This is a genomic window from Rhodococcus sp. 11-3 (assembly GCF_023704055.1).
Classification (GTDB): Bacteria; Actinomycetota; Actinomycetes; order Mycobacteriales; family Mycobacteriaceae; genus Rhodococcus; species Rhodococcus aetherivorans.
The window spans coordinates 694,352-719,009 of the sequence record NZ_CP080406.1 but is presented as its reverse complement, the minus strand read 5'-3'; the positions used below and the strand labels follow the sequence as shown (position 1 = coordinate 719,009).

At 69.7% G+C, this 24,658-nt stretch carries 26 protein-coding genes and 1 tRNA gene; 15 read left to right on the top strand and 12 right to left on the bottom strand.

What is annotated here, in order from left to right; translation table 11 throughout:
* Positions 1–218 precede the first annotated feature (218 nt).
* Positions 219–1,061, top strand: coding sequence for an HAD-IB family hydrolase (locus KZJ41_RS03290; RefSeq protein ID WP_006941337.1), 843 nt, complete (start codon positions 219–221; stop codon positions 1,059–1,061).
* Positions 1,062–1,470: 409 nt separating this feature from the next.
* On the opposite strand, the gene KZJ41_RS03285 is transcribed toward KZJ41_RS03290, so the two are convergent.
* Positions 1,471–2,223: a hypothetical protein gene (locus KZJ41_RS03285; protein ID WP_029547219.1), complete on the bottom strand. Its 753-nt coding sequence runs from the start codon at positions 2,221–2,223 to the stop codon at positions 1,471–1,473.
* A 204-nt stretch (positions 2,224–2,427) separates the two neighbouring features.
* On the opposite strand from KZJ41_RS03285, the gene acs reads away from it, so the two are divergent.
* Positions 2,428–4,365, top strand: coding sequence for an acetate--CoA ligase (gene acs, locus KZJ41_RS03280; RefSeq protein ID WP_029547218.1), 1,938 nt, complete (start codon positions 2,428–2,430; stop codon positions 4,363–4,365).
* Positions 4,366–4,436: 71 nt separating this feature from the next.
* Here the strand turns inward: acs and KZJ41_RS03275 are convergent, their stop codons facing one another.
* Positions 4,437–5,810 carry an MFS transporter gene (locus KZJ41_RS03275; protein WP_006945544.1) on the bottom strand — a complete coding sequence of 458 codons (1,374 nt, stop codon included), beginning with the start codon at positions 5,808–5,810 and terminating at the stop codon, positions 4,437–4,439.
* A gap of 196 nt (positions 5,811–6,006) precedes the next feature.
* Between KZJ41_RS03275 and nhaA the strand changes: the two genes are divergently transcribed.
* The 3 genes from nhaA to KZJ41_RS03260 are packed head-to-tail and all read left to right on the top strand — an operon-like array spanning position 6,007 to position 8,674.
* Positions 6,007–7,224 (top strand): Na+/H+ antiporter NhaA, encoded by a 1,218-nt coding sequence (gene nhaA, locus KZJ41_RS03270; protein WP_029547217.1) that lies wholly within the window; start codon positions 6,007–6,009, stop codon positions 7,222–7,224.
* Positions 7,221–7,721 carry a phage holin family protein gene (locus KZJ41_RS03265; RefSeq protein ID WP_006945547.1) on the top strand — a complete coding sequence of 167 codons (501 nt, stop codon included), beginning with the start codon at positions 7,221–7,223 and terminating at the stop codon, positions 7,719–7,721. The genes nhaA and KZJ41_RS03265 overlap by 4 nt, the downstream gene beginning before the upstream one ends.
* 8 nt (positions 7,722–7,729) lie before the next feature.
* Positions 7,730–8,674, top strand: coding sequence for an alpha/beta fold hydrolase (locus KZJ41_RS03260; protein ID WP_006945554.1), 945 nt, complete (start codon positions 7,730–7,732; stop codon positions 8,672–8,674).
* Positions 8,675–8,686: 12 nt separating this feature from the next.
* Here the strand turns inward: KZJ41_RS03260 and KZJ41_RS03255 are convergent, their stop codons facing one another.
* Genes KZJ41_RS03255 through nth form a run of 4 tightly spaced genes read right to left on the bottom strand, consistent with a single transcriptional unit; the run spans position 8,687 to position 12,024 of the window.
* Positions 8,687–9,877 (bottom strand): MarP family serine protease, encoded by a 1,191-nt coding sequence (locus tag KZJ41_RS03255; protein WP_006945555.1) that lies wholly within the window; start codon positions 9,875–9,877, stop codon positions 8,687–8,689.
* Positions 9,874–10,572: a CoA pyrophosphatase gene (locus KZJ41_RS03250; protein WP_006945556.1), complete on the bottom strand. Its 699-nt coding sequence runs from the start codon at positions 10,570–10,572 to the stop codon at positions 9,874–9,876. The genes KZJ41_RS03255 and KZJ41_RS03250 overlap by 4 nt, the downstream gene beginning before the upstream one ends.
* The gene (locus KZJ41_RS03245) at positions 10,569–11,192 is read right to left on the bottom strand and encodes a TlpA disulfide reductase family protein (protein WP_006945557.1); all 624 of its coding nucleotides are present in this window, start codon (positions 11,190–11,192) and stop codon (positions 10,569–10,571) included. Before KZJ41_RS03245 ends, KZJ41_RS03250 begins: the two co-directional genes overlap by 4 nt.
* Before the next feature lie 37 nt (positions 11,193–11,229).
* Entirely contained in the window at positions 11,230–12,024 is a 795-nt protein-coding gene (gene nth, locus KZJ41_RS03240) for an endonuclease III (RefSeq protein WP_037201375.1), read from the bottom strand.
* 72 nt (positions 12,025–12,096) lie between these two features.
* Between nth and KZJ41_RS03235 the strand changes: the two genes are divergently transcribed.
* Together KZJ41_RS03235 and KZJ41_RS03230 are read left to right on the top strand one after the other, a co-directional pair.
* The gene (locus tag KZJ41_RS03235; protein ID WP_029547213.1) at positions 12,097–12,366 is read left to right on the top strand and encodes a hypothetical protein; all 270 of its coding nucleotides are present in this window, start codon (positions 12,097–12,099) and stop codon (positions 12,364–12,366) included.
* Between the two features lie 198 nt (positions 12,367–12,564).
* Positions 12,565–13,239, top strand: a complete 675-nt coding sequence (locus KZJ41_RS03230) for a Crp/Fnr family transcriptional regulator (RefSeq protein ID WP_003935274.1) — start codon at positions 12,565–12,567, stop codon at positions 13,237–13,239.
* A gap of 62 nt (positions 13,240–13,301) precedes the next feature.
* Here KZJ41_RS03230 and KZJ41_RS03225 read toward each other — a convergent pair whose 3' ends face one another.
* From KZJ41_RS03225 to KZJ41_RS03215, 3 genes are all read right to left on the bottom strand, one after another.
* Positions 13,302–14,090, bottom strand: a complete 789-nt coding sequence (locus KZJ41_RS03225) for an MBL fold metallo-hydrolase (protein ID WP_102800627.1) — start codon at positions 14,088–14,090, stop codon at positions 13,302–13,304.
* A gap of 67 nt (positions 14,091–14,157) precedes the next feature.
* Positions 14,158–14,637, bottom strand: a complete 480-nt coding sequence (locus KZJ41_RS03220; RefSeq protein WP_006945565.1) for a RidA family protein — start codon at positions 14,635–14,637, stop codon at positions 14,158–14,160.
* 5 nt (positions 14,638–14,642) lie between these two features.
* Positions 14,643–14,807 carry a DUF4177 domain-containing protein gene (locus KZJ41_RS03215; RefSeq protein ID WP_006945567.1) on the bottom strand — a complete coding sequence of 55 codons (165 nt, stop codon included), beginning with the start codon at positions 14,805–14,807 and terminating at the stop codon, positions 14,643–14,645.
* Between the two features lie 42 nt (positions 14,808–14,849).
* Between KZJ41_RS03215 and KZJ41_RS03210 the strand changes: the two genes are divergently transcribed.
* Positions 14,850–15,863 carry an ArsA-related P-loop ATPase gene (locus tag KZJ41_RS03210; protein ID WP_006945568.1) on the top strand — a complete coding sequence of 338 codons (1,014 nt, stop codon included), beginning with the start codon at positions 14,850–14,852 and terminating at the stop codon, positions 15,861–15,863.
* Positions 15,860–16,999, top strand: a complete 1,140-nt coding sequence (locus tag KZJ41_RS03205; protein WP_006945569.1) for an ArsA family ATPase — start codon at positions 15,860–15,862, stop codon at positions 16,997–16,999. The genes KZJ41_RS03210 and KZJ41_RS03205 overlap by 4 nt, the downstream gene beginning before the upstream one ends.
* 25 nt (positions 17,000–17,024) lie before the next feature.
* Here the strand turns inward: KZJ41_RS03205 and KZJ41_RS03200 are convergent, their stop codons facing one another.
* Entirely contained in the window at positions 17,025–17,348 is a 324-nt protein-coding gene (locus KZJ41_RS03200; RefSeq protein WP_026137870.1) for a WhiB family transcriptional regulator, read from the bottom strand.
* A gap of 301 nt (positions 17,349–17,649) precedes the next feature.
* Here KZJ41_RS03200 and KZJ41_RS03195 point away from each other — a divergent pair, with 301 nt between their 5' ends.
* The gene (locus tag KZJ41_RS03195; RefSeq protein WP_029547209.1) at positions 17,650–20,001 is read left to right on the top strand and encodes a penicillin-binding protein; all 2,352 of its coding nucleotides are present in this window, start codon (positions 17,650–17,652) and stop codon (positions 19,999–20,001) included.
* 43 nt (positions 20,002–20,044) lie between these two features.
* Here the strand turns inward: KZJ41_RS03195 and KZJ41_RS03190 are convergent, their stop codons facing one another.
* Complete coding sequence (locus tag KZJ41_RS03190) at positions 20,045–20,521, bottom strand: GatB/YqeY domain-containing protein (protein WP_006945572.1); 477 nt, start codon at positions 20,519–20,521, stop codon at positions 20,045–20,047.
* Between the two features lie 65 nt (positions 20,522–20,586).
* On the opposite strand from KZJ41_RS03190, the gene KZJ41_RS03185 reads away from it, so the two are divergent.
* The 3 genes from KZJ41_RS03185 to KZJ41_RS03175 all read left to right on the top strand — a co-directional run bounded on the left by KZJ41_RS03185 (position 20,587) and on the right by KZJ41_RS03175 (position 22,335).
* Positions 20,587–21,540 carry a metallophosphoesterase gene (locus tag KZJ41_RS03185; RefSeq protein ID WP_102800625.1) on the top strand — a complete coding sequence of 318 codons (954 nt, stop codon included), beginning with the start codon at positions 20,587–20,589 and terminating at the stop codon, positions 21,538–21,540.
* A gap of 54 nt (positions 21,541–21,594) precedes the next feature.
* Positions 21,595–21,668 (top strand) — tRNA-Pro (locus KZJ41_RS03180).
* Positions 21,669–21,864: 196 nt separating this feature from the next.
* Positions 21,865–22,335, top strand: coding sequence for a DUF5994 family protein (locus KZJ41_RS03175; RefSeq protein WP_251550173.1), 471 nt, complete (start codon positions 21,865–21,867; stop codon positions 22,333–22,335).
* A gap of 20 nt (positions 22,336–22,355) precedes the next feature.
* Here KZJ41_RS03175 and KZJ41_RS03170 read toward each other — a convergent pair whose 3' ends face one another.
* Positions 22,356–23,078: a TetR/AcrR family transcriptional regulator C-terminal domain-containing protein gene (locus tag KZJ41_RS03170; RefSeq protein WP_251550171.1), complete on the bottom strand. Its 723-nt coding sequence runs from the start codon at positions 23,076–23,078 to the stop codon at positions 22,356–22,358.
* 114 nt (positions 23,079–23,192) lie between these two features.
* Between KZJ41_RS03170 and KZJ41_RS28410 the strand changes: the two genes are divergently transcribed.
* Together KZJ41_RS28410 and KZJ41_RS03165 are read left to right on the top strand one after the other, a co-directional pair.
* On the top strand, positions 23,193–23,321 hold the full coding sequence (locus KZJ41_RS28410) for a hypothetical protein (RefSeq protein WP_256997136.1): 129 nt from the start codon (positions 23,193–23,195) through the stop codon (positions 23,319–23,321).
* A gap of 66 nt (positions 23,322–23,387) precedes the next feature.
* Entirely contained in the window at positions 23,388–24,629 is a 1,242-nt protein-coding gene (locus KZJ41_RS03165; RefSeq protein ID WP_251550169.1) for a fatty acid desaturase, read from the top strand.
* Positions 24,630–24,658: the final 29 nt, after the last annotated feature.

Sequence of the window (24,658 nt, the reverse complement as noted above, 5' to 3'; positions counted from 1 at the left end):
TCATGTTCAGCCCCGGGGGGTCGGGCTGAACACCCCCTGGACTATGTCCAGGTGTCGTCGATACTACGCCCCGACCCGATATTTGCAAGTTCAACCGTCGCGCATTTCACGCAGTGTGCAGGTTCGACCGTCGCGGGTTTTGCGCAGGTGGAGGGGCCGGACGACCGGCCGGAGCGCAGGGCGTACCGGGAAGGAGCAGTCACACCTATTGTGGTGCCGTGACCGACGCGACCGTGGCCCCGACCCAGTCCGGCCGAATCGCCGCCTTCTTCGACCTCGACAAGACCGTCATCGCGAAGTCCAGCGCACTCGCCTTCAGCAAGCCGTTCTTCGCCCAGGGACTCCTCAACCGGCGGGCGGTGCTGAAGAGCAGCTATGCCCAGTTCCTGTTCATGCTGTCCGGGGCCGACCACGATCAGGTGGAGCGCATGCGGGCCCACATCGCGGCGATGTGCACGGGCTGGGATGTCGAGCAGATCAAGTCGATCGTCGCCGAGACGCTGCACGATATCGTGGATCCTCTGGTCTTCGCCGAGGCCGCCGATCTCATCGCGGACCACAAGCTCCGCGGGCACGACGTGATCATCGTGTCCGCGTCCGGGGAGGAGGTGGTCACTCCCATCGCGGCGGCACTGGGGGCGACGCACAGCACCGCCAGCCGGATGCGGATCGAGGAGGGCCGCTACGCCGGAGAGCTGGAGTTCTACTGCTACGGCGAGGCCAAGGCGGAGGCGATACAGGCACTGGCGCTGCAGTACGGTTACGATCTCGCACGTTGCTACGCGTACTCCGACTCGTCGACGGACATTCCGATGCTGCGGGCCGTGGGCCATCCGCGCGCGGTGAACCCGGATCGGGTGCTGCGTCGAGAATCCCTCGAAAATGGTTGGCCGATACTTACTTTCACGCGTCCTGTGCCGCTCCTGCATCGTCTCACCGCGACGCCGCCGGCCGCCGTCGCCGCGACGGCCGCGATCACGGCGGGCGCGGTGGCGGCGGGCGCGGCGACGTACCTCGCGCTGCGCCGGCGGCACCGGCCGGGGTTCGCGGCGCGCGGGTGACGGTCCCGAAAATGGGACTTGCCCCCCTCGGAGACCGGGAGTAGAAAGGAGTTACGGAAGGACGGAAGGCCAAGAGCGAATCGGAAGAGAAGGTTCGATCTCCCGACCGGAATTCCCAGCACGGACACCGAGCACCCACGCGGAGCCGATGCCACTATAAGGGCAAAAGTGTTGTGGGCTTGCGAGATTCGGGTCTTCGAAGGCGAACACCCCGCACCCGTTGCGAGGACGAACCAGCGATATCCGAACCCTCGCCGAGGCCAGTGACACACAACCCATGCAGCACGCTTGGTAACTCGGCAGTCCGTGCCGGCGGGCGACGCCACCGAAGTCATTCGGCGACGTCGCCCGCTTACATGTGGTCACCTGCATGAAAATCGGTGACACGCTTGACGATTCACGCTCCGGATCATCCTCCGGCGAAGGCGTCCGCGATCGATGTCGCCTCGCGCGCGCCCGCTTCCAGCCCGCCGCAGCAGAAGACGATCCAACCCCCGACGCCCTCCGCGGTGCCCGACTCGAAGCCCGCGAGCCCGTCGCGGTAGGCCTGGGCGCGACGCATCCAGCTCACCTCGGGAACACCGAGATTGTGCACGTCCAGCCCGCTCGCGACCGACACGAGGCGGGACGCCGCCCGGGCGATCACGCCGTCGGCGACACCGAACGGGCGCAGCACCGCCAGCTCACCGTGCACCACCGCGGCCAGCACCGGCGCCGGCGCCCGGGTGCCTCCGGTCACCAACTGGGCGAGCGCGTCGAGCCGCTCCCCCACGCCCGGTTCCGTGCGAGGCCGGCCCAGCGCCTCCGACTCGTCGACGAGGTCGGCCGCCGCGAGCAGGTGCAGGCGCGCAAGGGCCTGCAGGGGCGCGCGCTGCCAGGTGGACACCATGACGGCCAGGCCGTCGCCGTCGAGCGCCTGCGCCACCCGCAGCGCACCGGCCAGGATCGGATCACCCGCCTCCCCCGGCGGCGGCAGCTCCATCGATCCGCCGTCGAGCGCGGCGGAGGCCCGGGCCGCCCGAACCGACGCCTCGGCGGCGGTGTTCGGCCAGCCGCGCCGGTTGGTCCTGTGCCGGTGCACCTCGGCGAGGGCATCGCGCGCCCGGTCCGCGGCATCGCGCACTCCGGGCAGGTCGAGCAGGGGCTGCAAGGGGTCGGTCACGGCATCCGACGGTACCGGCCGTTGCCGACCACCCGCGCCCGCGGTTCCACTGGCCGCGGAGGCCGACCGCCCGTCGCGCGGGACCGACCGATCGTCGAAAGTGACCAGGTTGCAGCCGGATGCAACGGTGCGATGTCGGTCACAGGTGACTACCCTCACAGGTGCCCGAACTGTTTGGACCGACCGGAAAGAGGCCCCGCAACCATGACGAGCGCAGCGCAGGACCACGAACAGCAGGTGTACCCACCGAGCCCCGAGTTCGTCGCCACCGCCAACGCCGGTCCCGAGTTGCAGGCCGCCGCAGACGCCGACCGGCTCGGATTCTGGGCGACGCAGGCGCAGCGGCTGGACTGGGCCACCGAGTGGTCCGAGGTGCTGGACTGGTCCGACGCGCCGGTGGCGAAGTGGTTCGTCGGCGGGCAGCTCAACGTCGCCTACAACTGCGTCGACCGGCATGTCCTCGCCGGCAACGGCGACCGCGTCGCCATCCACTTCGAGGGCGAGCCCGGCGATTCGCGCGCGCTGACCTACAACGATCTGCTCGCCGAGGTGTGCAAGGCGGCGAACACCTTCACCGACCTGGGCCTGGTCGCCGGCGACCGGGTCGCGATCTACATGCCGATGATCCCCGAGGCGATCGTGGCGATGCTGGCTTGCGCCCGCCTCGGCCTGACCCACTCGGTGGTCTTCGCCGGGTTCTCCTCGCACGCGCTGCGCTCGCGCATCGACGACGCGCAGGCCAAACTCGTCGTCACCGTCGACGGGCAGTGGCGCCGCGGTCAGGCCGCCCCGCTCAAGCCGGCCGCCGACGAAGCTGTCGCCGATGCGGCGTCGGTGCAGCACGTGCTGGTGGTCAAGCGCACCGGCATCGACGTCGACTGGACCGAGGGACGCGATCTGTGGTGGCACGAGACGGTCGACAAGGCCTCCGCCGAGCACGAGGCGCAGCCGTTCGACGCCGAGCACCCGCTGTTCATCCTCTACACCTCGGGCACCACCGGTAAGCCCAAGGGCATCATCCACACCTCCGGGGGCTACCTGACGCAGGCCTCCTACACCCACCACTACGTGTTCGACCACAAGCCCGGCCGCGACGTGTACTGGTGCACCGCCGACATCGGCTGGGTCACCGGGCACAGCTACATCGTGTACGGGCCGCTGAGCAACGGCGCGACCCAGGTCGTCTACGAGGGCACCCCGAACTCGCCGAACGAGCACCGGCACTTCGAGATCATCGAAAAGTACGGGGTGAGCATCTACTACACCGCCCCGACCCTGATCCGCACCTTCATGAAGTGGGGCCGGGACATCCCCGACGCGCACGACCTGTCCTCGATCCGGCTGCTGGGCTCGGTCGGCGAGCCGATCAACCCCGAGGCGTGGCGCTGGTTCCGGGAGGTCATCGGCGCCGGCCAGGCCCCGATCGTCGACACCTGGTGGCAGACCGAGACCGGCGCGATCATGATCTCCCCGCTGCCGGGGATCACCGCCACCAAGCCGGGCTCGGCGATGGCGCCGTTGCCCGGCATCTCCGCCAAGATCGTCGACGACAACGCCGTGCCGCTGGGGGCCGGCGGCAACGGCTACCTGGTGCTCGATCAGCCGTGGCCGTCGATGCTGCGCGGCATCTGGGGCGACATGGACCGCTACAAGGACACCTACTGGTCCCGGTACGCCGAGGAGGGCTGGTACTTCGCCGGCGACGGCGCCCGCTACGACGAGGACGGGGCCCTGTGGGTCCTCGGCCGCGTCGACGACGTCATGAACGTCTCCGGACACCGGATCTCGACCTCGGAGGTCGAATCCGCGCTCGTCGGGCACCCGGCCGTCGCCGAGGCCGCCGTCGTCGGTGCCGCCGACGAGACCACCGGCCAGGGCATCGTCGCGTTCGTCATCCTGCGCGAGGGCGTGACCAACACCGGCGATCAGCTCATCACCGAGCTGCGCAACCAGGTCTCCACCGAGATCTCCCCGATCGCCAAGCCCCGGCAGATCTCGATCGTGCCGGAACTGCCCAAGACCCGCTCCGGCAAGATCATGCGCCGCCTGCTGCGCGACGTCGCCGAGGGCCGCGAACTCGGCGACACCTCCACCCTGGTCGACCCGAAGGTCTTCGAGGCGATCCGCGCCCAGGGCAAGTAGGCAGCGGAGCTGCCGGTGCGTCCTTCGGGTTGTCGTAGCCGCCCGAAGGACGCACCGGCCGCGAAGCGGCCCTACACCTCCTCGAGGTGGCGGTCCTTGGTCTCGTGCATCACGAGCAGCGCGACGAAGGTCAGCGCGGCGGCCACCAGCAGGTACACACCCACCCAGCCGACGCCGTAGGTGGTGGCGAGCCACGTCGCGATGAACGGGGCGACGGCCGCGCCGAGGATGCTCGAGACGTTGTAGGCGATGCCCGAACCGGTGTAGCGCACGTTGGTCGGGAACAGTTCGGGCAGCACCGCGCTCATGGGGCCGAAGGTGAAGCCCATGAGGATCATGCCGATGATCAGGAACAGGAGCATGCGCGGTTCGCTCATGCCCTCCGGGGCGAGCAGGATCCCGAAGGTCAGGCCGAACACCATGATGGTTCCGGTGATGACCAGCAGCGTGATGCGGCGGCCGTGGCGATCGGCGAGACGACCGGACACCGGGATCGCGGCCGCGAAGAACAGCACGGCGACGAGTTGGAGCACCAGGAAGTCCGAGTACTGGAAGCCGGCGCCGGTGCCGCCCTGGGCGGGGGTCTTGCCGGTGCCGTGGCTGAGCACCCAGGTCGTCATGATGTAGAAGAGGGTGTACGTCGCGAGCATCACGAACGTGCCGATGATCAGCTGACGCCAGCTCGTCCTGAACACCTCGGCCAGTGGCGTCTTGACCTTCTTGCCCTCGGCGACGGCCTGGGCGAACACCGGGGTCTCCTCCAGCTTGAGCCGCACGTAGAGGCCGATGATCACCATCACGGCGCTGAGCAGGAACGGGATCCGCCAGCCCCACGTCAGGAACGCGCTGCCCAGGTCGGGGTCGGCGTTGTCGTGGTTCAGGAACAGCGTGATGATCAGGAACAGGCCGTTGGCCAGGAAGAATCCGATCGGCGCGCCCAACTGGGGCCACATGGCGGCCCAGGCCCGCTTGCCCTTCTCGGCGGTCTCGGTGGCCAGCAGCGCCGCGCCGCTCCATTCGCCGCCGAGGCCGAGGCCCTGGCAGAAGCGCATCAGTGCGAGCAGTGCGGGGGCCAGCAGTCCCACCTGGTGGTACGTCGGCAGGATTCCGATGAGGAACGTCGCGATGCCCATCGTCAGCAGCGAGCCGACGAGGGTGGCCTTGCGGCCGATGCGGTCCCCGAAGTGGCCGAACAGGATCGAGCCGACCGGCCGGGCGACGAACGCGAGACCGAACGTCGCGAGCGAGGCGAGCAGGGCGGTGGTGCCGTTGCCCTTCGGGAAGAACAGGTGCGGGAACACCGACACGGCGGCGGTCGCATAGATGTAGAAGTCGTAGAACTCGATCGAGGTGCCGACGGTGCTCGCGACGATGATGCGGCTGCGCGGTACTCCCGCGACCAGCGATCCGTCCCGGCCGGCGGTGTTGTCGAGGGAAGTGCTCACGAAACCAGCTCCAGAGAATCACATGATGGGAATCGATCCCAGTTGCTAGGAAAGTGAACACTTCCTTTCCCGAGCGAATCAAATCGGACATCGGTCGTCCGGGTCGGCGACGGCTACGATTCGTGCCGGGATACGCCGGGACGCCCGTTCGGCGGCGCTCCCCGCGTACCCCGAATTCGCGAATCGAAAGGCCTTCGTGAACCAGCCACTGCGCTCGGAACTCACCCGGTACCTGCGTACCGAGACCGTCGGTGGCGCGATCCTCCTGGTCGCCGCCGCCGTGGCCGTGCTGTGGGTCAATTCCCCGCTCGGACCCGCCTACGAGGCGCTGCGCGACTTCCCCCTCGGGCCGGAATCACTGCACCTGAACCTCACCGTCGGCACCTGGGCGCAGGACGGCCTGCTCGCCGTGTTCTTCTTCGTCGCCGGACTCGAGCTCAAACGCGAGCTGGTCGTCGGTGAACTGGCGGACCGTAAGAGAGCCCTGCTGCCGGTCATCGCCGCGTGCGGCGGCGTGCTGCTCCCGGCGCTCATCGCCGCCGCGGTCGGGTGGGGCAGCCCGGGCATGGACCGCGGCTGGGCGATCCCCGTCGCCACCGACATCGCTTTCGCACTCGGAGTCCTCGCCCTTACCGGTTCCCGCATCCCCACCGGCGCGCGCGTATTCCTGCTCAGCCTCGCCGTCGTCGACGACCTCATCGGCATCGCATTGATCGCCGTCCTGTTCACCACGTCCATCGCGGCACTGTGGCTGCTCGGGACCGTCGCGTGCGCCGCCGCCTACTGGTACGCCCAGCACAAGCGGATCACGACCTCGTGGCTGTATGTCCCACTGGCGCTGCTCACCTGGTACGGCATGCACGAGGCCGGCATCCACGCCACCATCGCGGGCGTCGTACTGGGCCTGCTCACCCGCGTCCGCACCGACCCGGGCGAGCGGCAGGCACCGGCCGAACGGCTCGCCCACGACATCCAGCCCTGGTCCGCCGGCCTGTGTGTGCCCCTGTTCGCGCTGTTCGCCTCCGGCGTCCCCATCAACGGTGAGGTCCTCGGTGACGTGTTCACCAGCCCGGTGGGCCTGTCCGTCCTGCTGGGCCTGCTGATCGGCAAGACCGTCGGCATCTTCGGCGCGTCCTGGCTCGCGATCCGCGTGGGCGTGGCCACCAGGCCGACCGGGCTGGCGTGGCAGGACCTGCTGGCACTCGCCGTGCTCGGCGGCATCGGATTCACCGTGAGCCTGCTCATCGCCGACCTCTCGCTCGCCGGTATCGACGGCGGGGCGCCCGCGGAGATCGCGAAGGCGTCCGTCCTCGTCACGTCACTGATCGCCTCGGTGCTGGGATCGACGCTACTGTTACGGCGTGGGCGAGCCCACCGTAGTCAATACGAACCAACTGGAGGGGTCGACAATTGAGCGTGACGAACGGGAACCGGAAGCAGGGTGACGGGGTACCGACGAGCATCTCGTCCATTCCGCTGACCGAGGTGCGCGCCCGCACTCCTCAGGAAGCGAGCATCGGAGACCTGGTCCGCGATGCCACGGCACAGGTCTCGACGCTGTTCCGCGCCGAGGTCGAACTCGCCAAGGCCGAGGTCACCGGGGAGGTGAAGAAGGGCCTGCAGGGCAGCCTGTTCTTCATCCTGGCCTTCGCGGTCCTGGTGTTCAGCTCGTTCTTCTTCTTCTTCTTCCTCGCCGAACTGATCGACATCTGGACGCCCCGCTGGCTGGCGTTCCTGATCGTCTTCCTCATCATGGTCGTGGTCACGGCGATCTTCGCCCTGATCGGCTACCTGCGGGTGCGCAAGCTGCGCGCCCCGGAGAAGACCATCGACTCGCTCAGGCAGGCCCGTACCGTCCTGCCGCAGCAGCACGACGCGGAGCCGGCACCGGGCCCCCGGCACGCGCGCTGACCCTCCACATGCAGGGCACCGTGTCCCTCCCCGATCCGTCCACGGTCCGGTACCCCGGGCCGTGGACGCACCGCGACATCCACGCCAACGGCATCCGCCTGCACGCCGTCGAGGCCGGCCCGTCCGGCCCCGACGCGCCGCTGGCGCTGTTCCTGCACGGGTTCGCCGACCTGTGGTGGTCGTGGCGCCACCAGCTCACCGCCTTCGCGGACGCCGGATACCGCGCCGTCGCCGTGGACCTGCGCGGCTACGGTGACTCCGACAAGCCGCCGCGCGGCTACGACGGCTGGACCCTGTCGGGCGACGTCGCCGGCCTCATCCGCGCCCTCGGCTGCTCCGAGGCGACGCTGATCGGACACGCCGACGGAGGCCTGGTGTGCTGGGCGACGGCCGTGCTGCACCCGCGGCTCGTCCGGGCGATCGCCCTCGTGGACTCGCCGCACCCGATCTCGCTGCGGGACGCGGCGCTGCACGACCGCGCGCAGCGGTCGGCGCTGCTGCCCACGTTCCTCGCCTACCAGGTGCCGTGGCGGCCCGAACGCAAGCTCGTGCGCGACGACGGGTGGGAGATCGAACGACTGCTGCAGGCCCGTTCCGGCGCGCGGTGGCAGCAGTCGGACGAATTCCGGGAGGTCGCGGAGCGGATGCGGTCGGCCATCCGGATTCCCGGCACCGCGCACTGCACGCTCGAGTACCAGCGCTGGGCGTTCCGCAGCCAATGGCGGCCGGACGGACGCCGGTTCATGGCCGCAATGGACAAGACGCTGACCCTGCCGGTCCTGCAACTGCACGGCACGCTGGACCCGTACGTGCTGCCGGCGACCGTGCGCCGGTGCGTCCGCCACGCTCCGGGCCGGAAACTGCTCATGATCGACGACGCCGGGCACTACGCCCACCAGGAATGCGCCGACGACGTGACCGCCGCGCTGCTCGACTTCGCCGCCGGACTGTAGGGACGCCCCGGCTCAGGCGATGCACGTACCCGTCGCCACCGCCGCGAAGGAATCGTCGGCCAGCTCCAGCTGACTGCTCACCTCCGCCGCGGTCAGCACGAACCCGGTATCGCTGTTGTCCACGGCCGCGCCGAACACGACGCCGAGCACCCGGCCCTGATCGTCGACGAGCGGCCCGCCGGAGTTGCCCTGACGGATCGAACCGCGGACGGTGTACACCTCCCGTTCGACGGTGCCGGAGCGGTAGATGTCCGGCCCCTGCAGGTCGAGCGTCTCCCGGATCCGTGCGGCGCTCGCCGTGTACGGGCCCCCGCCGGGATATCCGAGGACGAGGGCGTCCTGACCCGAATCGGCGGGCGCGGGCGCGAACGCGAGCGGCGCCACGTCGAGTCCCGGCACCGAGAGGATCGCGACGTCGACGGCGGGATCGAAGAGCACGACCTCGGCGTCGAGCGCCCCACCGAGCGTCTCCACCGACACCGCCGACGTGCCGGCGACGACGTGCGCGTTGGTCATGACGCGTTCGGGCGCGACGACGAACCCGGATCCCTCGAGCGCACGCTGGCAGCTCGGCGCGACGCCGTTGATGCGCAGCACACTCGGGTGCAGGTCGAGCGCGACGGGACTGGCGAGCACGCTCGGGTCCGGCGGCTCCACCTCGGTGATGGGCGTGCGGCCGAACGGCCCGATCACCTCCGGCAGGCCCGAGGTGTCGAGCAGCGCCGAGAACTCTTTGGGGACGCCGCGCAGCCAGTCCGGGGCCAGCACGTCGACCGTGGCCAGCACCCGGGAGCCGCGTACGGCGGCCGAGATCTCCGGTTGCGACGACGCGGTGAGCGGAATCGCGAGCAGCCACGCCGCCACCAGCACCGCCACGGCCTGCAGACCGGCCCCGACCACGCTGTCGACGCCCCGCGCGACGGGGCTGTGCATGTTGCTCCGTGCCGCCCGGCCGAGCACCATGCCCGCGACCTCGCCGATGATGACGAGCACGACGATGAGCGCAATCCCGGCGAGGATCCGCATCCGTCCCTCCTCGACGTGCACGAGCACGTGCGGGGCGATGAGGATGCCGGCGACCGCGCCGAGCACCACGCCGAGGAACGCCAGCGCAGACGCCACCGCGCCCTGCCGCAGGCCCGACGACGCGGCCACGAGCACGACCAGCAGGATGAGCACGTCGATCCATCCGGACGGTGTCACGGTTCGACCACCCCTGTCTCGAGCTCGGCGAGCGTGACCTCGAAGTCACGGATGTCGGTGTGGTCCCACTCGATCTCCCAGCCCGACACCGCGAACAGGCCCGCCAGGATCCCCGCCGTGAACCCCCACACGAGCATGTCGTCCACGAGGAAAGCCGGTCCCTGGTAGCCGCGCTCGTGCCGGATCTGGAAGCGGTTGTCCGGATCGAGCAGGTCGTGCAGAGAGACACGCACCACCCGGACGGCCTCGCGGGGATCGACCACCCCGATGGGGGTGGGCTTCTCCCAGAAGGCGACCACCGGGGTGACGTCGAACCCCGACGGTGGGATGAAGATCTCGGGCAGCACCGTCAGCGGACGGACGCCGGCGGGGTCGAGGCCCGTCTCCTCCTGCGCCTCGCGCAGCGCGGTCGCGATCGGGCCGTCGTCCTCCGGGTCGGCGGCGCCACCCGGGAAGGCGACCTGCCCGCTGTGCTGACGCATCGTCGGCGCCCGCTGGGTGAGCAGGACATCCGCGTCGGCGGGCAGACCGCCCCGCGCGAGGGGATCGGGTTCGGACGAGCCACCGAACAGCACGAGCACGGCCGCCGGACGGACGGTGAACCCGTTCGGTGCGCGGCGGTCGAGCACCGGGTTGACCTGGTGCGGATCGCTCGGCGCCACGGTGGACACGCGGCGCAGCCAGTACGGCGTCATACCTTCACCCCCAGGTGGTTCTCCACGGCTGCGGCGACGTCGTCGGCGCTGCGGAACGGTTGAGGCAGCACCTTCGCGACGGAACCGTCGGGCCGGATCAGCACCGTCACCGGCAGCACGGGTGGCGACTGCACCGCTGCCTGCACGCGCGCGGACCCGTCCTGCACCCCCGGCAGCCGTACGGCGTACTCGGCGAGCCGGGACAGGGCGTTGGCCTCGTTGGGGTCGGTGTGGACGGTGACGACCGCAACCGCGTCACCGGCACGCTGCGCGTACTCCTGCAGGTAGGGCAGTTCCTCGGCGCACGGCCCGCACCACCAGGCCCACAGGTTCACCAGCGCGGGCCGGCCCGCGAGCGCGGCGGCCAGATCGACGCTGCTGCCGTCGCCGAGGCACTCGAACCGCAACCCCGCGAGGGGCCCGGCCCCGTTCCCGGCCGGGGCCGGGCAGGGCTCGAGCGCCGCCGCGGCACGCAGCGGCGCGAGGGATTCTGGGGTGTCCTGGGCGCGGCGGTCCACCGGCGCCGCGGTCGGGCGACCACCGTCGGCGGCCGGCGCCGGGTCGTCGGCGTCGCGGGGCCAGATCGCGACGATCAGGGCCACCACGACGACGAGGGCCACCAGGCTCCAGCGGCCTGCGCGGGTCAGTTGCACCGGGTCACCGTCCGGCCAGTTCGAGCAGGTGCTCGGTCTCCGGTCCCTTCACCAGCGCGGCGGCGGTCACGGGGTCGGTGGGTCCGATGCCGTAGGACGGGCAGTCCTTGGCCAGCACGCAGATGCCGCAGGCGGGTTTGCGGGCGTGGCAGACGCGCCGGCCGTGGAAGATCACCCGGTGCGAGAGCAGGGTCCATTCCTTGCGGTCGACGAGCGCGCCGACGGCGTGTTCGATCTTGACGGGGTCGGTTTCCTCGGTCCACTTCCAGCGGTGCACGAGACGCTGGAAGTGGGTGTCGACGGTGATGCCGGGGATGTCGAACGCGTTGCCGAGGACCACGTTGGCGGTCTTGCGGCCGAATCCGGGAAGTGTGACGAGATCCTCGAGGCGGCGCGGTACCTCGCCGTCGAACCGCTCGAGCAGGGCCTGTCCGAGGCCGATCAGGGAGTTGGCCTTGTTGCGGTAGAAACCGGTGGGCCGGATGTACTCCTCGAGCTCGGCCCGGTCGGCCTCCGCGTAGGCGCGGGCGTCCGGGTAGCGGGCGAACAGGGCCGGGGTGACCTGGTTGACCCGCACGTCGGTGCACTGCGCGGACAGGATCGTGGCGACCGCCAGCTCGAGCGGCGTGGTGAAGTCGAGTTCGCAGTACACGTGGGGGAACGCCTCGGCGAGCCGCCGGTTCATGCGGCGGGCCCGCCGCACCAGGGCGAGCCTGCTCTCGGGTTTCCGCTCGCCTCCGGACACGCGTCGTCGGCGCACGTCGGGACTCTCGGACGGGGTCGCATGCACCTGCTCCACTGTACGTACCCGGCCGGTCGCGGATTCGGCGCTGTGTCGCTTCTGAGACCTTTCTTGTGTTTACTTCCCGGTATGCAAGCTCTTGCTGTCGTACTCTTCCCCGTGCTGCTCATGCTGTTCGCATTGGCGATGGAGCGGGTCGAGTCCCGGCTGAGCCGTCTGTCCGTTCGCCAGCAGGAGGTCGAGGAGTTCCTCGACAAGGCGAGCCACGACGACGTCGCCACCCTGGCCAGGGAGGGATTCCCCCACGCTCTCGCCCGGTTCCACCGCCGTCGGCGGCGGGTCCTCGTCATGGAGCTCGACGATGCGGAGTCCGACATGGGAGCGCGCCGCGCGAGCTGATTTCGGGACGCATCGGTAGGATGCGTGGGCGTTGCTGCAGGAACGGCACGGCAGCTGTCGTGGTGTCAATCACTCATGCCGAGTGCGCGCACAGTAGACTTCGTTTCCGTACGCGTTGCAGGTGGCCTGTCCGGGCGCCCGTGGACGTCGTGCAGACCCGGCAGCATGACGACGAGAATTTTCCCCAAAGGAGCGCACGTGGACGACGTCCTGGCCAGAGCAGGCATCTTCCAAGGAGTCGAACCCTCGGCGGTTGCGGCGCTGGTCAAAGAGCTTCAGCCGGTCGATTTCCCCCGCGGACATGTCATCTTCAACGAGGGTGAGCCGGGCGACCGCCTGTACATCATCGTCTCCGGCAAGGTGAAGCTCGGCCGCCGCTCGCCGGACGGCCGCGAGAACCTGCTGACCATCATGGGCCCGTCCGACATGTTCGGTGAGCTGTCGATCTTCGACCCGGGCCCGCGTACCTCCACCGCCACGACCGTGACCGAGGTCCGCGCCGTGAGCATGGACCGCGACGCCCTCAAGGCCTGGATCGACCAGCGCCCGGAGATCGCGGAGCAGCTGTTGCGCGTGCTCGCGCGCCGTCTGCGCCGCACCAACAACAACCTGGCCGACCTGATCTTCACGGACGTGCCCGGTCGCGTCGCGAAGGCTCTGCTGCAGCTCGCGCAGCGGTTCGGCACCCAGGAGGCGGGCGCGCTGCGCGTCACGCACGACCTGACCCAGGAGGAGATCGCACAGCTCGTCGGCGCCTCCCGCGAAACCGTGAACAAGGCGCTCGCCGACTTCGCCCACCGCGGCTGGCTGCGGCTCGAGGGCAAGAGCGTGCTCATCTCCGACTCGGAGCGCCTCGCCCGCCGCGCGCGGTAACACCCGTTCCACGAATCGAGGCCGGTGCATCGTCGATGCACCGGCCTCGATCGTTCGGGAGGTCAGGCGAAGCTGCGCAGGTACTCGAGCTGGACGTTGACCGACTTCTCCGCGACCGGCCACAGCGACGGGTCCACGTCGGCATACACGTGCTCGACGACGGACCGCGGCGTGGCGTCGTCCCCCAGCACCCGCAGCGCGGCCCGCACCTGGTCGAGCCGCTCCTCCCGATGGTCGAGGTAGCCGCGGGCGATGGTCTCCAGGTCGGGCAGGTCCGGTCCGTGCCCGGGCAGAACGGTGTAGCCGGCGCCGAGGTCGATCAGCCGGCGCAGCGACCCGAGGTAGTCCCCGAGGTCGCCGTCGGAGTCGTCGAGGACGGTGGTGCCCCGACCGAGGATGGTGTCGGCGGTGAGCACGCTGCGGTCGTCCTCGAGGACGAAGGACAGCGAGTCCGCCGTGTGACCCGGCGTGGCGAGTACCCGGATACGCAGTCCGGCCGCCTCGATCACCTCGCCGTCGGCCAGGCCCGCTCCCCCGCCGTGCCGGTGCCGGGCGTCCACGGCCCGCACCGCGCTGCCGGTGAGTTCGGCGAACCGTCCGGCGCCGTCGGTGTGGTCGCCGTGCCGGTGGCTGACCAGGGTCAGCGCCACGGGCACCCGGGCGACGCGCGCGAGGTGCGCCTCGTCGAGCGGGCCCGGATCGACCACGACGCACTCGTCGCTGCCGGGCGCCCGCAGGATCCAGGTGTTGGTGCCGTCGAGCGTCATCATCGACGGGTTCTCCGCCAGCACCACCGCGGCATTGGTGGTGACCTGTCGCAACTGCGCGTACGCGGGGTGAACCAGCGTCATGATCCGGCCTCCTCCGTCGGAAGGTGTGGGGTGCGTCCCACTCTAGATCCGGCTCACCCCGCGCCCGTCAGCGCACCTCGGCGATGATCTCGACCTCGACGGGAGCGCCGAGCGGCAGTTCGGCCACGCCGACGGCGGAGCGGGCGTGCACGCCCGCCTCCCCGAACACCTCACCGAGGAGTTCGGACGCGCCGTTGATCACACCCGGCTGGCCGGTGAAGCCCTCCGCCGAGGCGACGAAGCCCACGACCTTCACGATGCGGACGAGGTTGTCGATGCCGACGAGGCCGTCCAGCGCGGCCAGCGCGTTGAGCGCGGCGATACGCGCCGCGGACTTGGCGGCCTCGGCCGAGACGTCGGCGCCCACCTTGCCGACGAGACCGAGCGTGCCGTCGACGAACGGCAGCTGCCCCGAGGTGTAGACGTGGTCACCGGTGCGGACGGCGGGAACGTAGGCGGCGACGGGTGCCGCCACCGGCGGCAGGCTCAGACCCAGTTCGGCGAGCCGCGCCGTCCAGGTCCGCCCCGCGGAATCCTCTGCTGCCACGCGGCTCAGCCCTTCGGGCGCTTGAGGTAGGCGACGTGCTGCTCGCCGGTGGGTCCCGGGAGCACCGACACGAGTTCCCAGCCGTCGGCTCCCCACGTGTCCAGGATCTGCTTCGTGGCATGGGTCAGCAGGGGCACCGTCGCGTACTCCCACGTTGTCAATTCGCTCATGTCTCGACCCTATATGCGCACCGGACTTATAGGCTCGACGTCGTGGCATCAACGACTGCTGAACACGACGTCTGGCCGGCGACGGCCGCGCAGGCGCGGCTGCACTTCGTCTCGGGCAAGGGCGGTACCGGTAAGTCGACCGTCGCGGGGGCGCTGGCCCTGGCCCTGGCGGCGGGCGGCCGCAAGGTGCTGCTCGTAGAGGTCGAGGGACGGCAGGGCATCGCGCAGCTGTTCGACGTGCCGCCGCTTCCGCCGGTCGAGACCAAGATCGCCACGACGGATAGCGGCGGCGCCGTATATGCCCTCGCCATCGACATCGAGACGGCCTTCCTCGAGTACCTGGACATGTTCTACAACCTCGGGTTCGCGGGACGGGCGATGCGCCGGATCGGTGCGATCGAGTTCGCGACCACGCTGGCGCCGGGCCTGCGGGACGTGATCCTCACCGGCAAGATCAAGGAGACCGTGGTGCGTACCGACCGCACCGGCGAACCCGTGTACGACGTGGTCGTGGTGGACTCCCCGCCGACGGGACGCATCGGCAGCTTCCTCGACGTGACCAAGGCGATGGCCGACCTTGCCAAGTCGGGTCCGATCCGGTCGCAGAGCGAGGGTGTGGTGCGGCTGCTGCACTCCGACGAGACGATGGTCCACCTGGTCACGCTGCTCGAGGCGCTGCCGGTCCAGGAGACCGCCGACGCGGTGGCCGAGCTGCTCGCGGCGGACCTGCGGCTGGGCACGGTGATCGTCAACCGCACCGCCCCCGACTTCCTGCCCGAGGAGATGGTCGACGAGGCCGCCGCCGGCCGGATCGACGCGGAGGCGGTACGCGAGGGGCTCGACCGCGCCGGGGTCGCCCTCGGCGACGAGGACTTCGCGGGTCTGCTGACCGAGACGATCGAGTACGCATCCACCCTGCAGGCGCAGCAGGTCAGCGCCGCCCAACTCGACGAGGTGAACGTGGCACGAATGCACCTGCCCGCGCTGGCGGACGGCGTGGATCTCGGCGGGCTGTACGAACTCGCCGAGCAGCTCGGCGAACAGGGCGTGCGGTGACCGCGCCGCGGGCGCACCACGCGCCCCCGCTCGACGTCCGATCCATCCTCGCCGACCCCTCGTCGCGCATCATCGTGTGCACCGGCGCGGGCGGGGTCGGCAAGACGACGACCGCGGCGGCGCTGGCCCTGCGTGCGGCCGAGCAGGGCCGCAACGTCGTGGTGCTGACGATCGATCCGGCTCGGCGGCTGGCACAGGCGCTGGGCGTGCAGGCCCTCGACAACAGCCCGCAACTCGTGCAGCTGGGGCCGGACGCGAAGGGCGAGCTGCACGCGATGATGCTGAACATGCGCCGCACCTTCGACGACATGGTGCTCGAGCACTCGGCACCGGAGAAGGCGCAGCAGATCCTCGACAACCCCTTCTACCAGACGGTGGCCTCGTCGTTCTCCGGCACGCAGGAGTACATGGCGATGGAGAAGCTCGGGCAGCTCGCGGCGAGCGACACGTGGGATCTGATCGTGGTCGACACCCCGCCGTCGCGGAACGCGCTGGACTTCCTCGATGCACCGCAGCGGCTCGGGGCGTTCCTGGACGGCCGGATGATCCGGTTGTTCACCGCGCCGGGCCGCGGGCTCGGGCGGCTGGTCACGGGCGCGATGGGCCTGGCCCTGAAGGCGGTCTCCACGATCGTCGGCAGCCAGATGCTCTCGGATGCCTCGGCTTTCGTGCAGTCACTCGATTCGATGTTCGGCGGGTTCCGGGAGCGGGCCAACCGCACGTACCAGTTGCTGCAGCAGCCGGGCACCCACTTCATGGTGGTGGCCGCGGCCGAACCGGATGCGCTGCGCGAGGCGTCGTTCTTCGTCGAGCGGCTCTCCGAGGACCGCATGCCGCTCGCGGGTCTGATCCTCAACCGCACGCATCCCACGCTGTGCCCGCTGCCGGCCGACCACGCCCTGACCGCGGCGGATCTGCTCGAGGAGCAGGGACGGAAGGAGACCGCGCCGGCCGAGGCCGTGCTCCGGGTCCATGCCCACCGGGCGGTGACGGCGAAGCGGGAGCTGCGGCTGCTGGCCCGGTTCACGAGTGCGCACCCGCGGGTTCCGGTCGTCGGCGTGCCGTCGCTGCCGTTCGAGGTCTCGGACCTCGACGGGCTGCGCGCCGTCGCGGATCAGATGACCCGCGAGGCGTAACCTCGCGGGTCTCGGGGGTGCGCGGTCAGACGGCGTTCTGGTGCTGACGCTGCGCTTCGAAGAAGTCGGCCCAGGAGTCGACTTCGGGGTGCTGCTTGAGCAGCGCCCGGCGCTGACGTTCGGTCATCCCGCCCCACACGCCGAATTCGACGCGGTTGTCGAGGGCGTCGGCGCCGCACTGCAGCATCACCGGGCAGTGCCGGCAGATGACTGCGGCCTTGCGCTGGGCGGCGCCGCGGACGAACAACTGATCGGGGTCCACTTCACGGCATCGGGCTTTCGATACCCATGCGATGCGTGCTTCTGCTTGGTCTACGTCGAGCCGGGCCATCGGGGTGGTCATGTGCATTCAGTTGCCCCTTACTCTCCGAACGCCGTGTCACGGGGTCCTGGAAGGCGCGCAGAATCGGCGGCGTAGCACGACGGATCTGCACCACATTCCTATTCAGGTGTTATCTGCATCACACTGAGGACTCAATCTAGGTAAAGACTTCCCCGGATGCAAGGCGGAGAAACACTTTTCTGGTACGCCCGTGCATCACTGCACGTCGGAGGGCTTTTGCCAGCGCAACGCACACACGGGAACGCGTGCGCCGGGGTCTGCGCCCCGGGGTGGCACGTACTGTGTAGACGTGTCGATCGGAAAAACGGTGGCGAAGCTCGCAGGATGCACGGCACTGGGCGGAGTCCTGCTGGCCGGTGTGATGTTCCCGGCGGCCGGAGGCTTCGGCTACGTGTCGAACCGCGCCGCGGACACGGTGGACAACAGTTCCGCCGAACTCGTCGAGGGTGTGGTGCCGGCGGTCACCACGATGACCGATGCGGCGGGTACCCCCATCGCCTGGCTCTACGACCAGCGCCGGTTCGAGGTGCCGAGCGACCAGATCTCCAACGAGATGAAACTCGCCATCGTCTCCATCGAGGACAAACGCTTCGCCGAACACCAGGGCGTGGACTGGCAGGGCACGATCCGCGCCTTCCTCACCAACACCACCAGCGGTCAGGTCGAGCAGGGCGCGTCCACGATCGACCAGCAGTACGTGAAGAACTACCTGCTCCACGTGGTCGCCAAGACCGACGCCGAGCGGCGCGCGGCGATCGAGACGACGCCCGCGCGCAAGATCCGGGAGATCCGGATGGCGCTGACGCTCGACGACGAGCTGACCAAGGACGAGATCCTCACCCGCTACCTGAACCTCGTGCCGTTCGGGAACGGGTCCTTCGGCGTGCAGGACGCCGCCCAGACGTACTTCGGCATCGACGCGAAGGATCTGAACGTCACCCAGTCCGCGATGCTCGCCGGCATGGTGCAGTCCAGCTCCGCGCTGAACCCGTACACCAATCCGGACGGCGTGCTGGCGCGACGCAACGTCGTGCTCGACACGATGATCCAGAACATCCCCGAGCGCGCCGCCGAGATCCGGGCCGCGAAGGAGCAGCCGCTCGGCGTCCTGCCCGAGCCGAAGACCCTGCCGCGCGGCTGCATCGCGGCGGGCGACCGCGGGTTCTTCTGTGAGTACGCCCTGCAGTACCTGGCCGAGGCCGGGTTGTCGCGCGAGCAGATCGACAAGGGCGGGTACCTGATCCGCACCACGCTCGACCCCGAGATCCAGGGCTCGGTCAAATCGTCGCTGGACAGGTTCACCAGCCCGACCGTCGATGACGTCGCGACGGTGATGAACGTGATCCGGCCCGGGGAGGATTCGCACCGCGTCCTGGCGATGGGGTCGAGCCGCGTGTACGGCCTCGACGGCGGGGCCTCGCAGACGGTGCAGCCGCAGCCGTACTCGCTGACCGGTCACGGCGCCGGCTCGGTGTTCAAGATCTTCACCGTCGCGGCGGCGATGGAGAAGGGCCTCGGCACAAGCGCCGTGCTGGACGTGCCGTCCCGCTACAACGCCCGCGGCCTCGGCGACGGCGGTGCCCCCGGATGCCCGCCGGCCACCTACTGCGTCGAGAACGCCGCACCGTACCCGGCGAAGCTGTCGGTGCCGGACGCGCTCGCACAGTCCCCCAACACCGCCTTCGTCAAGCTGATCGAGGCCACCGGTGTGGACGCGGTCGTCGACATGTCGGTGCGGCTGGGCCTGCGCTCGTACGCGCAGCCCAACACGTCCGGCTTCGGCGAGCAGAGCATGGTCGACATGCAGAAGGCCCAGCACCTCGGCTCGTTCACGCTCGGCCCCACCTGGGTGAACCCGCTGGAGCTGTCGAACGTCGCCGCCACGCTGGCCTCGCACGGTAAGTGGTGCCCGCCGACGCCGATCGACGCCGTGTTCGACCGCGACGGCAAGCCCGTGCCGATCACCCAGCAGGCGTGCGAGCAGGTCGTCGAACCGGGGCTGGCCGACACCCTCGCCACCGCCCTGAGCAAGGACACCGCGGGCGGTGGTACGGCGTCCGGTGCGGCCGGATCGGTGGGCTGGAACCTGCCGGTGGCGGCGAAGACCGGAACGACCGAGTCGCACATGTCGTCGGCGTTCGTCGGGTTCACGAACAACCTGGCCGGGGCGGTCTACACCTACGGCGACTCCCCCACGCCGGGGCAGATCTGCAGCGGACCCGTGCGCCCGTGCTCCGACGGCAATCTGTTCGGCGGCACCGAGCCGGCCCGCACCTGGTTCACGGCACTGCTGCCCGTCGCGAACAAGTTCGGGCCCACCGAGTTGCCGCCCGCGGACCAGAAGTACGTGCGCGGCGCCGGCAATGCCCAGGTGCCCAACGTCGTGGGTCTGAACCGTCAGCAGGCGAGCCAACGGCTGATCGACGCCGGCTTCCAGGTGACGGAGACGACGGTCAAGGCGGAGGGCCGCAGCGGCACCGTCGCCTCGGTCTCCCCGTCGGGGTCGGCCGTCCCGGGGTCCACGGTGACGATCTTCGTCAGCGACGGCTCGGTGCGCGCCGCGCCACCGAGCCCGAGCGCGACCCCCGGCCGACCGACCGAGAGCCAGGTGCCGGACACGACGGTGCCGGCCGCGCCGGCACCCATCCCGGGACGATGACCGTCACCCGTCCGGTCGCACGACGACCGGACGGGGTCTTCGGCTACAGGCGCGACTTGACGGCGGCGGACAGGCGCTTGCCGTCGGCCTTCCCGGCGGCGATCGCGGTCGCGGCCTTCATGACCTGACCCATCTGCCGCGGCCCGGGCCGCTCCCCGATCTCCTCGGCGACCTGCGCGATGGCGGTATCCGCGACGTCGGCCAGCTCGGCGTCGGTGAGCGGCGTCGGCAGGTACTCGTCGATGATGCGGGCCTCGGCGTGCTCCTTGGCCGCCAGTTCGCCGCGACCGTTCTCGGTATACACCTCGGCAGCCTCGCCGCGCTTCTTCGCCTCGCGCGCGAGCACCGTCACGACGTCCTCGTCGGTGAGCTCGCGCGCCTGCTTGCCGGCGACCTCCTCGGTCTGGATCGCGGCAAGCAGCATGCGCAGCGTGGTGATCCGCAGCGGATCCTTGTCCTTCATCGCGGCCGTGAGGTCGGCGCGGAGCGTGGACTTGAGCGAGGACGTGGTGTCGGACATGCCTCGACGCTACGCGGCGCCCCGCGAACCCGTGCGCGGACGAGCCCCGGCGGTACGCTGGAGACGTGCCAGACGTTCCCACTCTTCGACGTGCCGCGATCGGTGCGGCCGGTGCCGCCGCCCTGGGCCTCGGCTACGCGACGCTCATCGAGCGCAACGCCTTCGCCCTGCGGGAGGTGACCCTCCCGGTCCTTGCGCCGGACGCCTCGACGCTGCGCGTGCTGCACCTGAGCGACATCCACATGACGCCCGGGCAGCGGCTCAAGCAGAACTGGCTCCGCGAACTCGATCGCCTCGAACCCGACCTCGTGGTCAACACCGGCGACAACCTTGCGCATCCGAAGGCTGTGCCCGCCGTCGTGCAGGCGCTCGGCGGTCTGCTCGCCCGGCCGGGGCTGTTCGTCTTCGGCAGCAACGACTACTTCGGGCCCCGGGTGAAGAACCCGCTGAAGTACTTCGACCGCGACCACGAGCGCGTACACGGCGTGCCGCTGCCCTGGAGCGATCTGCGCGCCGCGTTCAGCGAGCGCGGCTGGCTCGACGTCACGCACGTGCACCGCGAACTCGAGATCGCCGGGGTGCGCGTCAGCGCGGCCGGTGTCGACGACCCGCACATCGACCGGGACCGGTACGACACCGTCGCGGGTCCGGCGAACCCGGCGGCGGATCTGCGGCTGGGGCTGACCCACTCCCCCGAGCCGCGCGTGCTGGACCGGTTCGCGGACGACGGCTACGACCTCGTGCTGGCGGGCCACACCCACGGGGGCCAACTGTGCCTGCCGCTGGTCGGCGCGCTGGTGACCAATTGCGGGCTGGACCGGTCGCGGGTCAAGGGCGTGTCGCGCTGGGGCTCGCACATGCGGTTGCACGTGTCGGCGGGCATCGGCACGTCGCCGACGGCCCCCGCCCGGTTCTGGTGCCGGCCCGAGGCGACGCTGCTGACGCTGATCCCGGCCCCCCGCGAGCAGGCTCGCAGCACCGCGGACGCGGGCACCCGGAGCACGTTTTCACCGCACTGACCAGGCGATTTAACCGTCACCCCGATCGTGCTGTAAGCTAACCGAGGTTCGAAACGGGGTGTGGCGCAGCTTGGTAGCGCGCTTCGTTCGGGACGAAGAGGTCGTGGGTTCGAATCCCGCCACCCCGACTCGTGAAGGACCTGACCGGGGCCCCTTCTCCATCCGGAGAAGGGGCCCCGGTCCCGTTCTCCGGGTCTCGGCACGACGCGCCCGACGCGATCGTGAAGTACGGTGAGCAGACCGGCACGTTCCCCGCCTCGAGCGCCCGGCTCGACGCCTCCCGGTGACAAGTCGGCCTCCTCGAGGCCGCGCAAGGAGCGTCTCATGACGCACAACCACGCCATCACCCACAGCAACGGGAATCGCTCCGGCCCGCCCGAGCGCCCCGTACCGTCGCGACGCCCCCCTGCTCGATTTCCCACCCCGACCCAGACTCCCCGCTTCCTGCTCCGGCCGAACTCGGCACCACCGTCCCCGATCGACGGCTCGTGGTTCCCGTGGACCGCGAACCTCACCGATGAGCTGGACGACCTGATCTCCGCGCTCACCCTGCGACTCGGCCCCGTTGCCCGGGTCTGCTTCGACTGGAACGCCCTGCAGATACCGCGAAAGCGAATCGACGAGTTCGACCTCGACTCCGGCGGTATCGCACTGCGCGAGCCGGCACCCGGACAACCACCGCACACGATGTACTTCCTCGGATGCAACGGCACCCAACTCGTGCTGGTACTCCTGTCCCCCGACACCGAACCGGATCACGCCTATGGCATCATGCGCACGCTGGCGGATTCGTAGGTCCGGCCGGCGCCGGCGGCTCATCCGGACGGCCGGCCGCCCCCCGCGTCCAGTGTTGCCCTCAGGCCGGAGAAGAAGAGGTCGAGGCCGCGTTCGAATTCGGCGGCGCCGTCGTAGGAGGCCAGTATCGGCGCGAGACTGCGCAGGAGGGGGAATTCGTCGATCGGCAGGCGATGCAGTCCCAGGCGGAGCAGGTCGTCGGACTCCTCGGGCTGCTCGACGAGTTCCTGCAGCTCGTCGAGGACGTGACCGTGGAGGAATCCGAACAAGGCCCGGTAGACGTGTAACGCCTCGGCCGCGGAGAATCCGGCCCGGGTGAGCAAGGTCAGGATGCCTTCGAGCGGACGCAGCGTGCCGAGCGGCCGCAGCGCGAGGGGTGTGGACAGGGGGCGGGTGACCAGCAACGGAACCACGTGCGGGTGGTCGAGGGCAAGTTGCCGGAAATCCCTTGCAACCGTGCGTAGTTGATCTTCCCAGTCGCCGTCGCGGGGGTCGACGACCAGTTGCTCGAGGACGATTTCGGCAACTCCGTCGAGGAGGGCGGCCTTGTTCGGCGCGTGACGGTAGAGGGTCATCGGATCCCGGCCGAGAGCCTTGCCGAGGCGGCGCATCGAAAGCCCCTCGACGCCGTCGCGATCGATGATCGCGAGCGCAGACGCAAGGATCAATTCCCGGGCTCGAGTGTTCCTGCCGGACCTGCCGTCGTCGAATCCGATCGAGCGGCCCGCAGGAACCTTCGGCATCACGGACTCCTCTCCGTTCGCCTCCACTGTAGCCCTATGCTGTAGGTCTACAGTGTTGACACCTCGAGTGCTGCGGGTGTTGACTGGGTCTACACCCCAGGCCCGGAGGCCGCCATGATCGACGTTCTGCGACCGAACCCCCTGCTCGCTGCTGCGATCGTCGGGCCCGGAGGGCCGAGCGACAGCGAGCGGGCACCCGACTCCACGGAGTACGCCGTGGCAAGCCGCCGCAACCACTACTGATTCAGTCCTGCCGTGCGGGGCCGAATCCGGCATCGCACGTTGCGGACTCGATACGGAAAGAACACGATGGCGATCTCCGACATCAAGGAATATGCGCACCTCACCGCGGATGACGTCGAGGCGCTGAGCACCGAGCTGAACGGGATCCGCCGGGACGTCACCGAGTCGCTCGGCGCGGCGGACGCCGCCTACATCCGGCGCACGATCGCATTCCAACGTGCGCTGGATGTCGCTGCGCGGTTGATGATATGCGCCAGCAAGGCGCCGGCCGGGTGGGCGCTGGGGGTGACGGCCCTCGCCGGGGCCAAGATCGTGGAGAACATGGAGATCGGCCACAACGTCTCGCACGGGCAATGGGACTGGATGAACGACCCGGAGATCCACTCCACCACGTGGGAATGGGACATGGCCGGGCTCTCCTCACAGTGGCGGTACTCCCACAACTACCGCCACCACGTCTTCAACAACGTCGTCGGCATGGACGACGACCTCGGCTTCGGCGTCATCCGGATCACCCGCGACCAGCCTTGGCATCCGGGCAATCTGGCGCAACCGCTGCGAAACCTGCTGCTGGCAACCACATTCGAGTGGGGAATCGCACTGCACGGTCTGCACTCCGTGAACGAGCACGCCGGCAGCGCGGCCGAGAAGACCGACCACAACCGGGCACTGCTGGGAAAGGTTGTCCGCCAATCACTCAAGGACTACCTGGTCTTCCCCGCCCTCAGCGGTCGTCGCTGGCGGCGCACCCTGACGGCCGGCCTGGCCGCGAATCTGCTCCGGAACCTGTGGTCGTACGTGGTGATCTTCTGCGGGCACTTTCCGGACGGCGCCGAGAAGTTCACCCTCGTCGAGCTCGAGCGCGAGACAAGGGCGGAATGGTATCTCCGGCAGATGCTCGGAAGCGCCAATTTCCACGCCGGTCCGGTGATGGCCTTCATGAGCGGTAACCTCTGCTACCAGATCGAGCATCACCTGTTCCCGGACCTGCCCAGCAACCGCTACGCAGAGATCTCCACGAAGGTCCGGGCGCTGTGCGAGAAGTACGATCTGCCGTACACCACCGGCTCGCTCGTCCGGCAGTACCTTCTGACGCTGCGCACGATCCACAAGCTCGCTCTGCCTGATCGATTCCTGCGCGCGACCTCCGATGACGCCCCGGAAACCGCCTCCGAACTGAAGTTCCGCTCCCCGACTACCGCGCCGACCGTTCCGCCGGCAGTCCCGCGACCCGGCCGTCGGGCAGTTCTGCGGACCCTGCACATCGACCGGCGCAACCGCCGGCGAGGGACCCCGACAACGGGTTGATCCTCCGGGGGTGGGGCCACGGAGGATAT

Bases quoted from the DNA above. Each gene is read 5' to 3' on its own strand.
- acs (WP_029547218.1), top strand. From the start codon at position 2,428: ATGACGAGCGCAGCGCAGGACCACGAACAGCAGGTGTACCCACCGAGC.
- KZJ41_RS03260 (WP_006945554.1), top strand. From the start codon at position 7,730: ATGCAGGGCACCGTGTCCCTCCCCGATCCGTCCACGGTCCGGTACCCC.
- KZJ41_RS03250 (WP_006945556.1), bottom strand. From the start codon at position 10,572: ATGACGCCGTACTGGCTGCGCCGCGTGTCCACCGTGGCGCCGAGCGAT.
- KZJ41_RS03235 (WP_029547213.1), top strand. From the start codon at position 12,097: ATGCAAGCTCTTGCTGTCGTACTCTTCCCCGTGCTGCTCATGCTGTTC.
- KZJ41_RS03225 (WP_102800627.1), bottom strand. From the start codon at position 14,090: ATGACGCTGGTTCACCCCGCGTACGCGCAGTTGCGACAGGTCACCACC.
- KZJ41_RS03215 (WP_006945567.1), bottom strand. From the start codon at position 14,807: ATGAGCGAATTGACAACGTGGGAGTACGCGACGGTGCCCCTGCTGACC.
- KZJ41_RS03200 (WP_026137870.1), bottom strand. From the start codon at position 17,348: ATGCACATGACCACCCCGATGGCCCGGCTCGACGTAGACCAAGCAGAA.
- KZJ41_RS03190 (WP_006945572.1), bottom strand. From the start codon at position 20,521: ATGTCCGACACCACGTCCTCGCTCAAGTCCACGCTCCGCGCCGACCTC.
- KZJ41_RS03175 (WP_251550173.1), top strand. From the start codon at position 21,865: ATGACGCACAACCACGCCATCACCCACAGCAACGGGAATCGCTCCGGC.
- KZJ41_RS03170 (WP_251550171.1), bottom strand. From the start codon at position 23,078: ATGCCGAAGGTTCCTGCGGGCCGCTCGATCGGATTCGACGACGGCAGG.
- KZJ41_RS28410 (WP_256997136.1), top strand. From the start codon at position 23,193: ATGATCGACGTTCTGCGACCGAACCCCCTGCTCGCTGCTGCGATCGTC.
- KZJ41_RS03165 (WP_251550169.1), top strand. From the start codon at position 23,388: ATGGCGATCTCCGACATCAAGGAATATGCGCACCTCACCGCGGATGAC.